Source organism: Eoetvoesiella caeni, from assembly GCF_003315175.1.
Classification (GTDB): domain Bacteria; phylum Pseudomonadota; class Gammaproteobacteria; order Burkholderiales; family Burkholderiaceae_B; genus Eoetvoesia; species Eoetvoesia caeni.
In genome coordinates, this window is sequence record NZ_QNRQ01000018.1 from 41,381 (window position 1) to 55,520 (window position 14,140).

Below are 14,140 nucleotides of genomic sequence, written 5' to 3' on the forward strand. Positions count from 1 at the left end.
CACATCCTCGTGCTATCAGGCAACAAAAACGGCCGCAACCCCGCTCCATTGCTGGCTTTGCGCGCCCCTTAACTTATCTAACTTAACTACTCTAACTTTTAATAGAGCAGCGCCATATCCATGGGCAACATCCCAAAGCCAAAAACCAGGAAGGTCTGAACCGCGAAATCAGCCGAAAAGCCAAGCTCGTTTGGCAAGGCGAAAACAGCCCGGTTTTCCAGGCGGGAGGGCAGCGCCATGATCGTTGCCTTGCTCAATCAGAAAGGCGGTGTGGGCAAGACCACGCTTGCCACCCACATCGCGGGAGACCTCGCGCTGCGCGGTCAGCACGTTATCCTGCTGGACGCCGACCCGCAGGGTTCATCATTGGACTGGACACAGCGCCGAAGCCAGCAAGGACTGCCACGGTTGTTCAGTGCGGTGGGCCTGGCCCGCGAAACGCTGCATCAGGAAGCGCCGGAACTCGCCAGACGGGCCGATCACGTTGTCATTGATGGTCCACCCCGCATCGCCGCCTTGGCGCGCTCCGCGCTGCTGGCAGCCGATTACGTGCTGATTCCCGTGCAGCCTAGCCCCTACGACCTGTGGGCCAGTGCCGAGATGGTGGCGCTGATTCGCGAGGCCCAGGTGTTCCGGCCCGCCTTGCAAGCGGCTTTTGTCATCAATCGACGGGTCAGCACCACCGTCATTGGACGTGAAGCACGCCAGGCGCTGGCCGAGCAGCTATTGCCGGCGCTGCGGACCGAGGTTCGGCAACGGATTGTCTTTGCCGACAGTGTGGCCGCTGGGCGGCTGGCATGCGAAATGGCGCCCGATAGTGCGGCGGCGCGTGAGATCACCGCGCTGGTCGATGAGCTGCTGCGGTGGCCGACATGACCGCCAAGTGTCCACCACAGCCCAAGCGCGTCGGCATCGGCGCACGCCCGCCCGCAAATCCACACGCCGAGGCATGGATTCGCCAGCGCGACGCCGGCGCACTGAACAAGGGCGACCGCTACACCGCCCGCCTGACGCTGGACATCACACCCGCCATGCGGGCGCGCATCAAGGTGTCGGCCTTCAAGCAAGGCCTGACCGTGGCCGACCTGCTGCGCGGTCTGCTGGAGCGCGAGTTTCCAGAACATCGCAACGAGGACACGCCATGAATACCTCCGTTTCGCCTGCCGCTGACGCGGGGACGGCGACATCGCTGCCGCCATCCGCCGTGCTTGCCTTGCAGGCCAACCGCGCACCGCTGACATGGGTGGCGCTGGCCACAATCGAACCCCACTTCAATCTTTACCTGCGTTTTGGCGAGCCGGCACATACGCTGCGGCTGGACCGTTGGCGACGCTGGGCAGTGTTTCTGCCGGGCGCGGTGCTTTGCCGCGTCCGCTGGCAGGCCAACGACTACGGCACGGTGCGCTGGCAACTTATGGTGATGCAGGCCTGCACACCGATGGATGCAGCGCAGCGCATCCTCGGCGTGCAGCCCGGCGCGCGCCTGCTGCTGCACGTCGAAGGCCATCATCCAGTCCGTTCGGTGTTGGAACGTATTGACGCCATCGAGGCGCGGGGGATTGCCCCCGCCGCCGTCTCGCCCGCGTACTGGCGCACGCTCGCCAATCGGCTGGCGGCTCGTTTGCCGCTACCCGACTACACCGCTGAGCGGCACGCCGCCTGGTTGGCCGGAAGGATGCGGCCATGAGCAGGATTTGCACTGCTGGCCCTGCGCAGCAACCTCGCTCACGCTGGCGTGCTCGCATCGTGCTAGCGGGCTTCGCCGCCGTCGGCCTCGCAGCACTGGCCTGGACGGCTTTCATGCAGCCGCTACCGCGCCTGATCTATAACCCGTCCGACAGCGTGGCAGTCGGCTGGTATCGCGTCGAACCGTTCCAATATCAGTCCGGCTCGCTGCCCCATCGGCTGGAAGTGGGTAGCATCGTTCTGACCCGATTGCCTGCCGACGCCGCCGCGCTGGCCGCGCAGCGCGGCTACCTGCCAGGACATATCCCGCTACTTAAACATGTGGGCGCGGTCGCGCCGCAACACGTCTGCATCATCGACGGTCAGGTACGTATCGACGGCGTACCGGTGGCCGCCGCGCTACCTACCGACCGGCTGGGCCGCCCACTGGCATCCTGGCCGCAGTGCCGGCCATTGATGGCGGGCGAACTGTTCTTGTTGAGCGCCACGAATCCGGCCTCGTTCGACAGCCGCTATTTTGGCCCGATCAGCGCAGCCGCCGTGATCGGCATCGCGCATCCGATCTGGCATGAGGTGCAGCCATGACGATCGCCGATTTAATGCACGTCGCGCTGCATGTCATCGTGCTATCAGGCGTGTCTTCCTTGGGGCTGCCGTCATGTCGTTGCGTCTGCCGTGCTGGCGCCAATCCTGTGTATTGGATACTGCGCGCCGCGCGACCTCCGGCGCGGCCCTCCCACGTGCAGGCGTCTTGTCTCGAACGCGCCTGGTCTGCGGCCCCTGGAGCATCCATCGGCGCGTTCGCCGGTGTGCGGGCTGCCCGCAGCGCTGCGCCACCGGGCCGCCGACGCCGGGAGCGAAAGCGACAAGCAAAGGCGGAAGGCAAGACAAAAGGGGGCGGCACCCAGACGCCCGCAAAGCCAGTCTGCACATGGGGGTGGCGCGGCACGATGCGGCGTTGCCGCCGTGCCGCTGGGGGCGTGATTCCCGCGCCAAGACGGGGCTGGCCGCGTGCTCCACACGACCGGCTACGCCACAACTGCATTCAGAACTTATAGAGAGCGTAGCCATGAGCGACCGCCGCGATGATGATTTCCGGGTGCGTCCCAGCGCCCCGAAGAACCGGAGCAAGGGCCAAGGCCAAGGTTTTATTGCCAAGGTACTCAAGCAGACCGGCAAGGCCAGCGGGGGCAAGTCCTCAATGCGCCATTCCACAGCCGGTGGCTGCAGCGTACGCGCTGGCCAGCGTCCCGGCGCACGCCTGGGGCGCGGCCATACGGCGGCACGATTCGCAGGCGCCAATCTCACGCCATTCTCGCGGCGCGTGACCATCAAGACGCTGCTGGTGAATCAGCAACGTGCCAGCCCCCAGTCGCTTGCCAAGCACCTGCGATACATCGAACGCGATGGCGCGGGCCGTGATGGTGAACCGGGCCAGGCCTATGGGCCACAGACGGACGTCGCCGATCTGGATGCCTTCAAGGAACGCTGCGCAGACGACCGGCATCATTTCCGCTTCATCGTCTCGCCCGAAGATGGCGCGGAGCTGGATGACCTGCGCACTTACACCCGACATCTGGTGAACCGCATGGAAGCAGACTTGGGGACGCGCTTGGATTGGGTGGCGGTGGATCATTGGAATACCGATAATCCGCATACTCACCTGATCGTGCGCGGGCGCGACGATACCGGCCAAGACCTCATCATTGCGGGTGACTATATCGCCCAGGGCTTGCGTCATCGCGCTTCTGAACTGGCGACCGAATGGCTGGGGCCACGCACCGAGCGGGAAATCCAGCAGACCATGCGGCGTGAAGTGGAACAGGAGCGGTGGACAAGCTTGGATCGAACTCTACGACGCGAGATCGGCGAGGATGGGCGGGTGCATATCCAGCGCTTCAATGAACCGACCTTGCAACGCCAGCGCCTGCTGTTGATCGGTCGTCTGCAACACTTGCAGCGCCTGGGGCTGGCCAACGAAATACAGCCCGGCACCTGGGCCATGCATGTCGATGCCGAAAAAGCCTTGCGCGCCCTGGGCGAACGCGGCGACATCATCCGCACCATGCAGCGGGCCATGAGCGGAAAACAACGTGAACTTGCCGTGTTCGAGCCGGGCCAAGACGACGATGGGGGTGGCCGCGCCATCGTTGGGCGCGTGGCGGCCAAGGGGCTGGCCGACGAGTTGCACGACCGGGGCTATCTGGTGATCGACGGCGTGGATGGCAAAGCGTACTATGTTGCGCTCAATGCGCGTGACGAACCGGCCAACTATCCGACCGGTGCGGTGGTGGAAGTGAAGGGTTCCGCTGATATCCGGGCTGCCGACCGCAACATCGCGACACTGGCAAGCGATGGCTTGTACCGCACTGATCATCATCTGGCGATTGAACAAGGCCGAGCCAAGGCGGGACGCTACCCTCAGGAAGTGGTCGCATCTCACGTTCGCCGGCTGGAAGCCTTGCGCCGCGCCGGCATTGTGGAGCGCGTAGCCGAAGGACTATGGAAAGTGCCGGGCGATCTGCCCGAACAAGGTCGTCAATATGATGCGCAACGCGTGGGTGGTGTGGCGGTGGAACTGAAATCACCCCTGCCGATCGAACGGCAGGCCCGCGTGATCGGGGCCACTTGGCTCGACCAGCAACTGATCGGCGGCGGCAAGGGCTTGGGGGATGTGGGTTTTGGGGGCGAGGCCAAGCAGGCCATGCAGAAAAGGGCTGGCTTTCTTGAAGAACAGGGGTTGGCACAGCGACGCGGGCAGCGTGTGATCCTTGCCCGGAACCTGCTCGGTACGTTGCGCAATCGGGAACTGGCGCAGGCGGCCAAGGACATCGCCGCCGACACTGGCTTGGAGTACCGACCGACGGCAGACGGGCAGCGCGTGGCGGGCATCTACCGGCGCAGCGTCATGCTCGCCAGTGGACGTTACGCCATGCTCGTCGATGGTATGGGGTTCAACCTAGTGCCGTGGAGCCCGGTACTCAAGGAGCGGCTGGAGCAGGAAATTGCTGTGACTGTGCGTGGTGGCCGGACTTCTTGGGAACTCGGAGTGCGCCGGGGTCTTTCTGTCTGATGGCTTTTAAGCCAGAGTGCTAAAAATAGGTACCCGTGTCCTGCACGGCCAATGCCTCTATGCATTTGGGTCGTGTTCTTAACGCTCCCCGTAAAATCGCTTAACGAACGGCTGACGGAAATTTTGGTGGCAAGCTAAACAGCTTTGTTGTGTTTTTGAGAACGCTTCGATAACTCTTTGACCATCTGCTTGCTTTGCCGCTTCGCCCATTTCTGTAGCCGCCTCCTGAACCTGCATATCAAAGCTTCGAAATTCTCCCGCATCAGATCCAAGCCAAGTGAGAATCTGCACCTTTTCCAACATCGGTGGTTCGGCATGGTGGGAAATTTTCGGTGCTAGCTCCGCAATTAGTGCCCAGTCTTCCTTAGAAATTGCGCCAGTCACTGCTTCCATATCATGGCCAAGTTTTTCCATTACGGTACGAAGACTCATGGGTTCTTCGGCTTGTTCGGTCTGCGCATTAAGACTCGTGGTGTACGCAGCCAGAATTACCGAGAAGAAAGTTTTAAGCAAAGTGTGAGTTTTCAAGAAGTTGTTCATGGAGTTCTCAATGTTTGTTATGAAGGCATGTCGTTATGGGTTTTGTAGAGATGGAAGTTTTGGATGGCTGCTAAGAGCGTTAAACGTGTTTTTTAGGGGCAGATAGAAAATTCGGCCAAAGTACCTCATGACCATGTTCGGGTACAGTCACTTGCCAATCGAGAATTTTTCTCAAGGTATCAGCCAGTGTTTGCGACGCTGTGGGTTCTCCATGTACGACAAATGTTTGCGCCGGTGGTCTCTCGAAAGCTGCTGCCCAAGCCAATAGAGCATCTTGGTCGGCGTGTGCTGAAAGACTATCAACAGAGAAAATGGAAGCCCTTACCGGGATATCTTCGTCGAGTATGCGTACTTGTTTTGCACCGTCTACCAAACGTCTACCAAGCGTGCCCTTGGCCTGGAACCCAGGGATGATCACGCTGCATTCTTGCCGTGGCAAGTTATGATGTAAGTGGTGACGGATGCGCCCAGCTTCGCACATGCCGCTTGCAGAGATAATAATGGCGCCGGATCGGACTCGGTTCAGTACTTTGGATTCGTTAACATTGGCAGTGAAGTGTAAATAGGGTAAGTCGTGCTCCAGAGCGTGCCATTCTGCGAGATGTTTGGCCTCTTCGTTAAATAGTTCGATATGCTCGCGTGTAATGCTCGTCACGGCTGTCGCCATCGCCGAGTCAACAAATATCTTGGGAGGTCGAAGTCGCCCCTCGAGAGTAAGTCGGTGTAATTGATAGATAATCTGTTGAGCGCGTCCGACTGCGAACGCTGGGATGATGACGTTTCCGCCTCGTTCAAAAAGGGTGTTTTCAACAATGGAAACCATGTCGTTTTCGGTCGCAGTCAAACTCTGATGTCGACGGTTTCCGTATGTCGACTCTATAACGAGGATGTCAGCATTTTTTATTGAAGTAGGGTCTTGTAAGATCTGACGTCCAGGTTGGCCAAGGTCGCCGCTGAACACAAGCTTTGTCGGGTAACTGTATTCGGTGATCCAGATTTCGATAATGGCTGACCCGAGAATGTGCCCGGCATTACGGAACCGACACTGTACTGTTGCATGTGGGGAAAACTTTTGATCGTAGTCCACCCGCTTGGTTTGACAAAGGCATTTCCGAGCATCATCCAAGGTATAAATTGGTGATGCTGTTGTCTTGTGCACACGTTGTACGGCATTGCACCTGGCATCGCTTTCTTGAATGTGAGCGCTATCGGGGAGTATCACGCTGAGTAAATCTGTTGTTGCCTTCGTGGCGTAAATTGGCCCTTTGAAGCCAGAGCGGGTGAGCTTGGGCAGTAAGCCACAGTGGTCGACATGGGCGTGTGTAAGCAACACGAAATCAATGGAAGTCGGATCGAATTTGAATGGCTTGTTATTACGTTCGGCTGCCTCCTGCCCACCTTGCACCATGCCGCAGTCGACCAGGAAACGAGTGTTGTTCGTTTCCACCAAAAAACATGAGCCAGTAACTTCGCTCGCTGCACCCAGAAAACTCAATTTCATTGAACACTCACTCTGGCTTGTGTCGTGAGCAGGTGTTACGGCCTAACAAACGGTATCCTGGGCAGCGGCCGATCAAACCGGTGGCCAAGGGCATGACTCCTATCAGTCCCAGCCAGCGCCACGGTGTGTCGAGCCAGAATGGCAGACTTAACAACACAAGGCCAATGACGATACGTATCAGGCGGTCGATATTTCCGACATTAGTTCCCATGGCTAATCTCCTTTTGTGTTTGAGCTAGGGTTTTGTAGATGCGGTAATGCTCTTCGGCCGATGGAGGTGTCAACGCCGGCTTTTCGGGTGCATTCCAACCTCCACCCAATGCTTTGTACAAAGCAATCATTTGTACGGCTGCGTTCAGCTGGGCGTGCGCCACTGCTTTTTCTGCGTCGTGGTAGTTGCGCTGAACAACCAGCAGTTCGATCAGCGTTATGTCGCCCGCGGCGTAGCGCGTTCTGCTGCGTTCGTAACTGGTACGAGATGCGTGTAACGCGGCGGTACGACGTTCCAGGCTCGCAAGCCCTGCGTGGTAGTCGCTTATTGTGCGTTCGGCATCCCCCAAGGCAGTTAGTACGGCCTGCTCATAGGCCCATGCAGCTTGATGTGCAGCGGCCTCGCTGGCCCGGATCTCTGCACGCACCCGACCACCGTCGAACAGCCTCCAGGACACCAACGGCAGGACGGAGAAGCGAGAACTGGATGGGTCAAACCAGTTTCCTGTACTGAGTGCCTGAAACCCGCCGCCGAAGCCAATTGTTAACTTTGGGAACAATTCGGCCGTTGCAACGCCAATGTCGGCGGTGCTTGCAGCCAGGTGCCGTTCTGCGGCCAGAACGTCGGGTCGTCGGCGCAGGATGTCGGCGCGCTCACCGATGGGCAAGGTTCGTAATGTGAGTGAGCCCATTTGACCGTCAAGCAAATAAAGCTCACGTTCCGGCGGTGAACCTAGCAGTACGCCTAGACTAAGCATCGCAGCGCGTTGGCGCGCCTGGATGTCGGGTAAAAGTGCGTTGGCGGTGGCCCACTGTGCATAGGCAACGTCGACATCGGTGGCCGAGACATCTCCTTGCGTATGTCGCAGGCGGGTCAGTTCGAGTGTTTGCTGCAACGTATCCAGTGTGGATGTCTGAACACGTAGTTCGTGCTCAGCGCCAACGGCTGTGAACCATGCCCTTGCCACTTCTGCGATGATGCGTATGCGCACTCCCTGAGCTTCGGCTTCGGTGGCCTGCAGCCGTGCGTGCGCGCCTTCCAGGGCGCGTTGCCTGGCGCCAAACAGATCGACCTCCCACGCTGCGTCAAAGCCTGCATCGTAAATAGTTTGCGTGGCGTCCAGGCCGGGCATCGAGTTGATCGGTAAGGGGCCATTTTCACTTTGTCGCTGCCGGTTGACGCTGGCGCCGATTTCGACAACAGGCAACCGCTCACCCGCAATCCGATCACGCATGGCGCGTGCCTCGTCGATCTTGCCTGCTGCTTGTCTCAGATCCAGGTTTTGTGTCAGAGCGGTGGCAATCAAACGATCCAGCACCGGATCGTTTAACTCAGACCACCAATTGCTTAGGTTCGCTTGACCGGATGCGTTGGCCAGTGGTAGCGACCACCCCTCACCGCTATCAACCGGCGGCTCCTGATAATCGGGGCCGACAGTGGCGCAGGCAGTCAGTAACAGACAAGCTGCGGTCAGCGTGGCAAGGCGCAGGCGGCTGCGAGTTCGATACAGGGCGCTGTTAGGCGAATGGCTGGTTATCATGAATGTCATTGCAAGCGTCCTCGGACGAATACGGTGGACATCGTCAGAGTGACCAAGGCAATAAGCGCTAGTGGCCAAAGGCTTGCGAAGATGTCAGCAGGCGGCATGGCCTTAAGAAAACTGCCCTCGACGATGATCAGGAAGTGAGTCAGGGGAATAGCCTGTGCCAGCCATTGCAGAAACAACGGCATGTTTTCCACCGGCGTGGCGAACCCTGACATCAGTACCGCTGGTACACCTATAGCAAATGCGCCCAGGATGGCTTGCTGCTGGGTCATGCTGACGGCGGAAATCATCAGGCCGATGCCCACCACTGACAGGATGAACAGCACAAGGCTGGTCAGCAGCAGGACAAAGGAGCCTGTAAAGGGAATCCCGAACAGGAACACGCCTGCGCTGATCATGAACAGGCCCAGCAGGGTGCCGATGGCCAGGGCTGGCAGCGATTTTGAGATGATGATTTCCGGCGTCGAGGTCGGCGATACGAGCAATTGGTCGAATGTGCCCAATTCGCGTTCGCGGGCAATCGACAGCGAGGTGATCAAGAGTGCGCTGAACAGGGCCAGGATGCCGCTAAGGCCGGGCACGATGAACCAGCGGTAAATCAGGTTCGGGTTGAACCAGTGGCGGGTCACCACCGGGATTGGTATTTGCGCCTCGGGCACGACCGTGGCGCCGACGTCAGCCGCGATGGTAGACAGGTAGCTGACCGTAATCTGTCCTGAGTTGCTGCGCCGACCGTCAACCAATACTTGTGCCATACCGCTGCCGCCGGCCGCAATCGTGCGGGAAAAGTCTGCGGGTATGGAAAGGGCGGCAATGACTTCGCCTCGGTCGATCAAGGTATGCAATTGTTGCCGGTTGTCAATACGGTGCAGATGGGTGATGAAGTCGGCATTGTCCAGACGCTGGATCAGTTCGTACGACCATCTTCCAGAATCCTGGTTGTAGACGGCGACGTCGATATTGCGGACTTCCAGCGTGGCGGCAAAGGCGAACACCAGCAGTTGCAAGATGGGTGGCACGAACACCACCATGCGGCTGCGTGGGTCACGCAGCACGCTAAGCACCTCTTTGATGAACTGGGCGCGCAGGCGGGTGAATGAAAATGCGGAGGCGAACACGGCGTTACTCCAGGTTCTTGCGCGTGGCACGCTTGGCAATCATGAAGAACAGCACCCCGATTGCCGCCATGGCTGCCAGGTTAGGAACGAACACCGCCCAGACGTCTCCGGCCAGGAATACGGTTTTCAGTGAATCAACAAAGTAGCGTGCAGGCACCAGCAGTGTGATGGTCCGGATCCACGCGGGCATGGCGTCGATTTCATACAGAAAGCCCGACAGCATGAAGGCCGGCAAAAAACCTGTGAAGAGCGCGATTTGTGCCGCGAGGAACTGATTGCGCGCCAGCGATGAGATGAGCAAACCCTGCCCTAGCGCCGGCACCATGAACACCGCCGACAACAGCATCAATGCGGTCAGCGAGCCCCGCAACGGAACGTTGAAAACAAACACCGCAAGCGCTGTTGCACCCAGCGTGGACAATATGCCAAGCACGAAATACGGCAGCAGCTTGCCGATGAGAATTTCGGCCACGGAAGCTGGGGTGGACAACACCGCCTCCATCGTGCCGCGTTCCCACTCGCGCGCTACGACCAGCGCGGTGAGCATCGTGCCGATGATGGTCATCACGATGGCGATGGCACCAGGAACCAGAGCCCGTCGGCTTTCAAGCTCGGCATTGAACCAGTAGCGCGGTTCGAGCACGACGGCTTGAGGCGGCGCACCGACATCGAGCCCGGTCCGCCACGACTGCACAACGCCTCGTGAGTAGTTCTCGACATAATTGGCGGTGTTGGGATACGAGCCGTCGGTGATGATCTGTACGAGCGGTTCGCTATTCCTTAGCGCCATGCGCTGCTCGAAGTCTTGCGGGATGACGACATAACCGCGCAGTTCGCCCGACACCAGTTTGTTGTCGACTTCCCGGCGATCATGGACGAAGTGCGCATCCAGATAGTCGGTGGCAGCGAACGCGGCTGCCAGAGCCTGGGCCGAAGCCCCTTCCGATTCCATCACGACACCGATACGAACCTGCTTGGCGTCCAGCGACACCGCGTAGGCAAACAGAAGGAGCAAGACCACAGGCAATACAAAAGCAATCAGCAGTGTTGAAGGGTCACGCAACGCTTGAAGGCTTTCTTTGTAAATCAAGGCCCGTAAGCGTTGCAGGTCAAAGCGACGTAGGTCCGCGGCGGGCCCAAGTGTTTCGCTTGATCGAGGCGTCGAAATGTTCATGCAGCGGCCTCGTCGTTTTGCTCGGCGGATTCCACCAGGTGGATGAAGGCGTCTTCCATGGTTGGATCTGGCGTTTCTTTGGTGGCAGCCCCTTGCTTGAGCGCATCGGGCGTGTCCAGGGCAATCAGGCGCGCGCGTGAAAGCATGGCGACGCGATCACAGTATTCGGCTTCGTCCATGAAGTGGGTGGTGACCATGATGGTCACGCCCTTGCGTGCCAGGCCGTTAATGTGGGTCCAGAACTCGCGGCGGGTGATCGGGTCAACCCCAGAGGTCGGTTCATCCAGAAAAAGCACGGGTGGGCGGTGCATCAAGGCACACGCCAATGCCAGCCGTTGCTTGAGCCCCAGGGGCAAGGAGTCGGGCGTGGTCGACAACCAGTTTCCTAAATCGAAGGTGTCGATCATTTCTTCGAGGCGTTCGTGCCGCGTCTGGCCCTCCAGCCCGTACACACCTGCCGAGAACTCCAGGTTCTGGCGCACCGAAAGCAGACCGTACAGAGAGAACTTTTGCGCCATATACCCCAGCTTACCTTTGGCCGCGCCAGTGGCCCGGCGCAGATCGTGCCCCACCACCTGGGCCTCGCCCTGGGTGGGCCTAAGCAGGCCGCACAGCATCTTGAACGTGGTGGATTTTCCCGCGCCGTTGGGGCCAAGCAAGCCGAAAATTTCGCCTTGATGCACATCGAAACTGACGTTGTCGGTGGCGATGAAATTGCCGAAACGCTTAGTAAGATTACGGCACGACACGGCAATGTCGGAACCGAGTTCGACAACAGGCAGGCGTTCGGCCAGCGCTGAGGTGCCGCCTGGGCCGCCGCCTAACAGGTCAATGAAGGCGTCTTCAAACCGTGCGGGTACTGGCGTTAATGTCACGTGCGCCTGCTTGGCCAATGTCTGGATGGCTTCAGGTTGCGCACCGGCGCGCAGCACAATACGTACGCCCGCCCCCTGAATGACACCGTCGCTTACGGCGTCCAGATCGAGTGCCTGGGTCAGCACCGCCCGACGTTGGTCTCCTACGTTTTGCAGGCGAAAGCTGCGGCCCTCAAGCTGCGCCGTCAGGCTCTGTGGCGGCCCGTCGAACAGCAGCTTCCCTTGATTGAGCAACAGAACGCTTTCGCAACGTTCAGCCTCATCCAGATAGGCGGTGGACCACACCACGGCCATGCCCTCATCGGTCAGGGCCTGCACCATGCGCCACAAGTCTTGTCGGCTGACCGGATCGACGCCTACGCCGGGTTCATCCAGCAGCAACACCTTGGGTCGCGCCATCAGCGCGCAGGCCAGGCCCAGCTTCTGTTTCATGCCGCCGGAAAGTTTGCCAGCCAGGCGCTCGGTGAAGGGCTCCAGACGCGTGAAATTCAGCAGTTCGGCGAACAGGTCGGTGTTGCGATGGGCATCCATGCCACGAAGTTGCGCGTACAGACGCATGTTCTCCATGACCGATAAATCTTCGTAGAGCCCGAAACGCTGCGGCATGTAGCCGGTGACCACGTGAATCGCTTCGTTATCTTGCACGACATCGTATCCCGCCACTGTGGCCCGCCCCGCATTGGGCTCGAGCAGGCCGGTCAAGATACGCATGAGTGTCGTCTTGCCCGCACCATCGGGGCCCACCAGACCGGTCAGGCGTCCGTAATGGATGGATGCGCTTAACGCCTGCAGCGCCTGAACATGGCCGAAATGCTTATCCAGCGAATCGATGACGACAGCAGCGTTTCCATTTTTCGATGGGTCAGCCGTGATGGAACGGGCGTGCATGTCAGTTTTTCCTGGTTGGGGTGCTGGAGTCGGTATGGGTATCGACGTCTATCGTCACCGGCATGCCTTGGCGCAATCCCTTGTCGCTGTCGGCTTCATCAATGACGATACGCAGGCGGTACACCAGATCGGTGCGCAAGTCTGTGGTTTCTACTGTTTTGGGGGTGAACTCGGCGCGAGGCGAGATGAAACCGATCTGGCCGTCATACACTTTGTCGGTTGAGTCGTTAGAAACCTTTACTTTAGTACCGGGCGCGATGCGCCCAAGATCCGGTTCCGCGACATAGGCACGGACATAGACAGGTTGATCCAGACTCAGGCTGTAGACGGAGCTTTGGCTGGTCACCATGCTGCCGCCAACGGTTTCCACAGTCAATTACGCATTGCGCTGTCCGATGGCATCACACCCTCGCGCTTGCCCAGCCTGCTGGCCCTGTGCCGTGAGGAAGAGCCAGAGGTCGAAATCCGCGTATTCGAGGTGTCTCTGTCGCAGCAAATCAAGGGGCTGAATGACGACCTGTACTACGTAGGGTTCGCGCAGTCCGATCAAGTTGGAGAAGGCATTGCTGCCGATGCGGTATGGAGTGATCCGCTATGGGTGGCGGTGCCGGCGCGCCATCCGTTGCTTAAGCATAAGCGCATCCCGCTGGATGAGTTGCTGCGTTATCCCCTTGTGCTGTGTGACCCGCAGGCATGCGAAGGTCATGCGCAGCAAGTGGAACGGGTACTGCGCCGCGCTGATATGGAACCATTGATTGCAGAGCGGGTGGCCTCGTTCGATTTGATGATGGCGCTGGTGTCGGCAGGCTTTGCGCTGGGCCTGGCGGGGGCGTCACACATCAAGTCCAGCCGCGAACCGGGCGTGGTGGCACGACCCCTTGCAGGCCGTTCGCCCATACTCACGACGTACTTGTTGCGGCGTGAAGCTGAAACCTCAGTAACCATCTTCCGTTTTATTGAACGGGTGCGAGCCATCGAGTCACCCGAAGGCGTCAGGCCGACGCTACCGCTTGAACCTGATACCTAGGAGGAAGTCGAGCTATGAAACACCTTTCCGTACTGTTGCTGGTTATGGGGCTGGCTGCTTGCGGCCAATCTGAGCCCCCAAAACCTCAACCGGATGCGCCCACCGTGGAGGAACTGGCCGCTGATCCCGAACGGTTGAGGGAACTACGCCGCCAGTGCAAGACAGATCGTCCCCACATGGGTGATGTGCTGTGCAACTGCGTGGCTGAAGCGACGAATAAACGTTTCTTTGGTGACGGCAAAGTGCCTTATACGCCGCAGGAAACATCGCCGAAGTTCTGATCGTCGGCCACGCGCCACATATTTCCGTTTTTCTTTGCTAAAACGCCGCAGCGCGCCCACGCTTGCGGCGTTTTTGTCGTGTTCGCCCCAGCCTGAAACGATGCTTTTTTCATCACCTTCGTCCCGATAACAGTCTTTGACCGGCACTGGCCCGGCACCGATCCTCGTAAGGAAGGCACATGTACGTGTCGCATTTTCACGGGGATTTGAACGCAGGGGA

Annotated in this window: 16 protein-coding genes; 7 read left to right on the forward strand and 9 right to left on the reverse strand. The window is 59.3% G+C overall.

Features of this window, described 5'->3' with window-relative positions; translation table 11 throughout:
* Positions 1-98: 98 nt before the first annotated feature.
* Positions 99-239: a hypothetical protein gene (locus DFR37_RS23090; RefSeq protein WP_170139972.1), complete on the reverse strand. Its 141-nt coding sequence runs from the start codon at positions 237-239 to the stop codon at positions 99-101.
* Here DFR37_RS23090 and parA point away from each other — a divergent pair.
* The 5 genes from parA to DFR37_RS20850 all read left to right on the forward strand — a co-directional run bounded on the left by parA (position 238) and on the right by DFR37_RS20850 (position 4,759).
* Entirely contained in the window at positions 238-876 is a 639-nt protein-coding gene (gene parA, locus DFR37_RS20825) for a ParA family partition ATPase (protein WP_113935102.1), read from the forward strand. The genes DFR37_RS23090 and parA overlap by 2 nt on opposite strands.
* Positions 873-1,145 carry a chromosome partitioning protein ParB gene (locus DFR37_RS20830; RefSeq protein WP_113935131.1) on the forward strand — a complete coding sequence of 91 codons (273 nt, stop codon included), beginning with the start codon at positions 873-875 and terminating at the stop codon, positions 1,143-1,145. Before parA ends, DFR37_RS20830 begins: the two co-directional genes overlap by 4 nt.
* Complete coding sequence (locus tag DFR37_RS20835; RefSeq protein ID WP_113935103.1) at positions 1,142-1,687, forward strand: DUF2840 domain-containing protein; 546 nt, start codon at positions 1,142-1,144, stop codon at positions 1,685-1,687. Before DFR37_RS20830 ends, DFR37_RS20835 begins: the two co-directional genes overlap by 4 nt.
* On the forward strand, positions 1,684-2,271 hold the full coding sequence (locus DFR37_RS20840) for a S26 family signal peptidase (RefSeq protein WP_113935104.1): 588 nt from the start codon (positions 1,684-1,686) through the stop codon (positions 2,269-2,271). The genes DFR37_RS20835 and DFR37_RS20840 overlap by 4 nt, the downstream gene beginning before the upstream one ends.
* 484 nt (positions 2,272-2,755) lie before the next feature.
* Complete coding sequence (locus tag DFR37_RS20850) at positions 2,756-4,759, forward strand: relaxase/mobilization nuclease domain-containing protein (protein ID WP_147251651.1); 2,004 nt, start codon at positions 2,756-2,758, stop codon at positions 4,757-4,759.
* Between the two features lie 78 nt (positions 4,760-4,837).
* Here DFR37_RS20850 and DFR37_RS20855 read toward each other — a convergent pair whose 3' ends face one another.
* The 8 genes from DFR37_RS20855 to DFR37_RS20890 all read right to left on the reverse strand — a co-directional run bounded on the left by DFR37_RS20855 (position 4,838) and on the right by DFR37_RS20890 (position 12,961).
* A complete protein-coding gene (locus DFR37_RS20855) occupies positions 4,838-5,299 on the reverse strand; it encodes a cytochrome c (protein WP_170139973.1) in 462 nt (153 codons plus the stop codon).
* A gap of 79 nt (positions 5,300-5,378) precedes the next feature.
* Entirely contained in the window at positions 5,379-6,800 is a 1,422-nt protein-coding gene (locus DFR37_RS20860; RefSeq protein ID WP_113935106.1) for an MBL fold metallo-hydrolase RNA specificity domain-containing protein, read from the reverse strand.
* 7 nt (positions 6,801-6,807) lie between these two features.
* Complete coding sequence (locus tag DFR37_RS20865) at positions 6,808-7,011, reverse strand: YgaP family membrane protein (protein WP_113935107.1); 204 nt, start codon at positions 7,009-7,011, stop codon at positions 6,808-6,810.
* Positions 7,001-8,551 (reverse strand): efflux transporter outer membrane subunit, encoded by a 1,551-nt coding sequence (locus DFR37_RS20870; RefSeq protein WP_242341934.1) that lies wholly within the window; start codon positions 8,549-8,551, stop codon positions 7,001-7,003. Before DFR37_RS20870 ends, DFR37_RS20865 begins: the two co-directional genes overlap by 11 nt.
* 5 nt (positions 8,552-8,556) lie before the next feature.
* Positions 8,557-9,675, reverse strand: coding sequence for an ABC transporter permease (locus tag DFR37_RS20875; RefSeq protein WP_113935109.1), 1,119 nt, complete (start codon positions 9,673-9,675; stop codon positions 8,557-8,559).
* 4 nt (positions 9,676-9,679) lie between these two features.
* Positions 9,680-10,849 (reverse strand): ABC transporter permease, encoded by a 1,170-nt coding sequence (locus DFR37_RS20880; protein WP_113935110.1) that lies wholly within the window; start codon positions 10,847-10,849, stop codon positions 9,680-9,682.
* The gene (locus tag DFR37_RS20885) at positions 10,846-12,612 is read right to left on the reverse strand and encodes an ATP-binding cassette domain-containing protein (RefSeq protein ID WP_113935111.1); all 1,767 of its coding nucleotides are present in this window, start codon (positions 12,610-12,612) and stop codon (positions 10,846-10,848) included. Before DFR37_RS20885 ends, DFR37_RS20880 begins: the two co-directional genes overlap by 4 nt.
* A 1-nt stretch (position 12,613) precedes the next feature.
* Complete coding sequence (locus DFR37_RS20890; RefSeq protein WP_242341935.1) at positions 12,614-12,961, reverse strand: HlyD family secretion protein; 348 nt, start codon at positions 12,959-12,961, stop codon at positions 12,614-12,616.
* Here DFR37_RS20890 and DFR37_RS20895 point away from each other — a divergent pair.
* The gene (locus DFR37_RS20895; RefSeq protein WP_429866788.1) at positions 12,908-13,639 is read left to right on the forward strand and encodes a LysR family substrate-binding domain-containing protein; all 732 of its coding nucleotides are present in this window, start codon (positions 12,908-12,910) and stop codon (positions 13,637-13,639) included. The two genes, DFR37_RS20890 and DFR37_RS20895, sit on opposite strands and share 54 nt — an antisense overlap.
* A 14-nt stretch (positions 13,640-13,653) precedes the next feature.
* The gene (locus DFR37_RS20900) at positions 13,654-13,920 is read left to right on the forward strand and encodes an EexN family lipoprotein (protein WP_113935112.1); all 267 of its coding nucleotides are present in this window, start codon (positions 13,654-13,656) and stop codon (positions 13,918-13,920) included.
* The last annotated feature ends 220 nt before the right edge of the window (positions 13,921-14,140 follow it).

Excerpts from the sequence above, each read along its gene's own strand:
- parA (WP_113935102.1), top strand. The coding sequence starts at position 238 with ATGATCGTTGCCTTGCTCAATCAGAAAGGCGGTGTGGGCAAGACCACG.
- DFR37_RS23090 (WP_170139972.1), bottom strand. The coding sequence starts at position 239 with ATGGCGCTGCCCTCCCGCCTGGAAAACCGGGCTGTTTTCGCCTTGCCA.
- DFR37_RS20830 (WP_113935131.1), top strand. The coding sequence starts at position 873 with ATGACCGCCAAGTGTCCACCACAGCCCAAGCGCGTCGGCATCGGCGCA.
- DFR37_RS20835 (WP_113935103.1), top strand. The coding sequence starts at position 1,142 with ATGAATACCTCCGTTTCGCCTGCCGCTGACGCGGGGACGGCGACATCG.
- DFR37_RS20840 (WP_113935104.1), top strand. The coding sequence starts at position 1,684 with ATGAGCAGGATTTGCACTGCTGGCCCTGCGCAGCAACCTCGCTCACGC.
- DFR37_RS20850 (WP_147251651.1), top strand. The coding sequence starts at position 2,756 with ATGAGCGACCGCCGCGATGATGATTTCCGGGTGCGTCCCAGCGCCCCG.
- DFR37_RS20855 (WP_170139973.1), bottom strand. The coding sequence starts at position 5,299 with ATGAACAACTTCTTGAAAACTCACACTTTGCTTAAAACTTTCTTCTCG.
- DFR37_RS20860 (WP_113935106.1), bottom strand. The coding sequence starts at position 6,800 with ATGAAATTGAGTTTTCTGGGTGCAGCGAGCGAAGTTACTGGCTCATGT.
- DFR37_RS20865 (WP_113935107.1), bottom strand. The coding sequence starts at position 7,011 with ATGGGAACTAATGTCGGAAATATCGACCGCCTGATACGTATCGTCATT.
- DFR37_RS20870 (WP_242341934.1), bottom strand. The coding sequence starts at position 8,551 with ATGATAACCAGCCATTCGCCTAACAGCGCCCTGTATCGAACTCGCAGC.
- DFR37_RS20880 (WP_113935110.1), bottom strand. The coding sequence starts at position 10,849 with ATGAACATTTCGACGCCTCGATCAAGCGAAACACTTGGGCCCGCCGCG.
- DFR37_RS20885 (WP_113935111.1), bottom strand. The coding sequence starts at position 12,612 with ATGCACGCCCGTTCCATCACGGCTGACCCATCGAAAAATGGAAACGCT.
- DFR37_RS20890 (WP_242341935.1), bottom strand. The coding sequence starts at position 12,961 with ATGGTGACCAGCCAAAGCTCCGTCTACAGCCTGAGTCTGGATCAACCT.
- DFR37_RS20900 (WP_113935112.1), top strand. The coding sequence starts at position 13,654 with ATGAAACACCTTTCCGTACTGTTGCTGGTTATGGGGCTGGCTGCTTGC.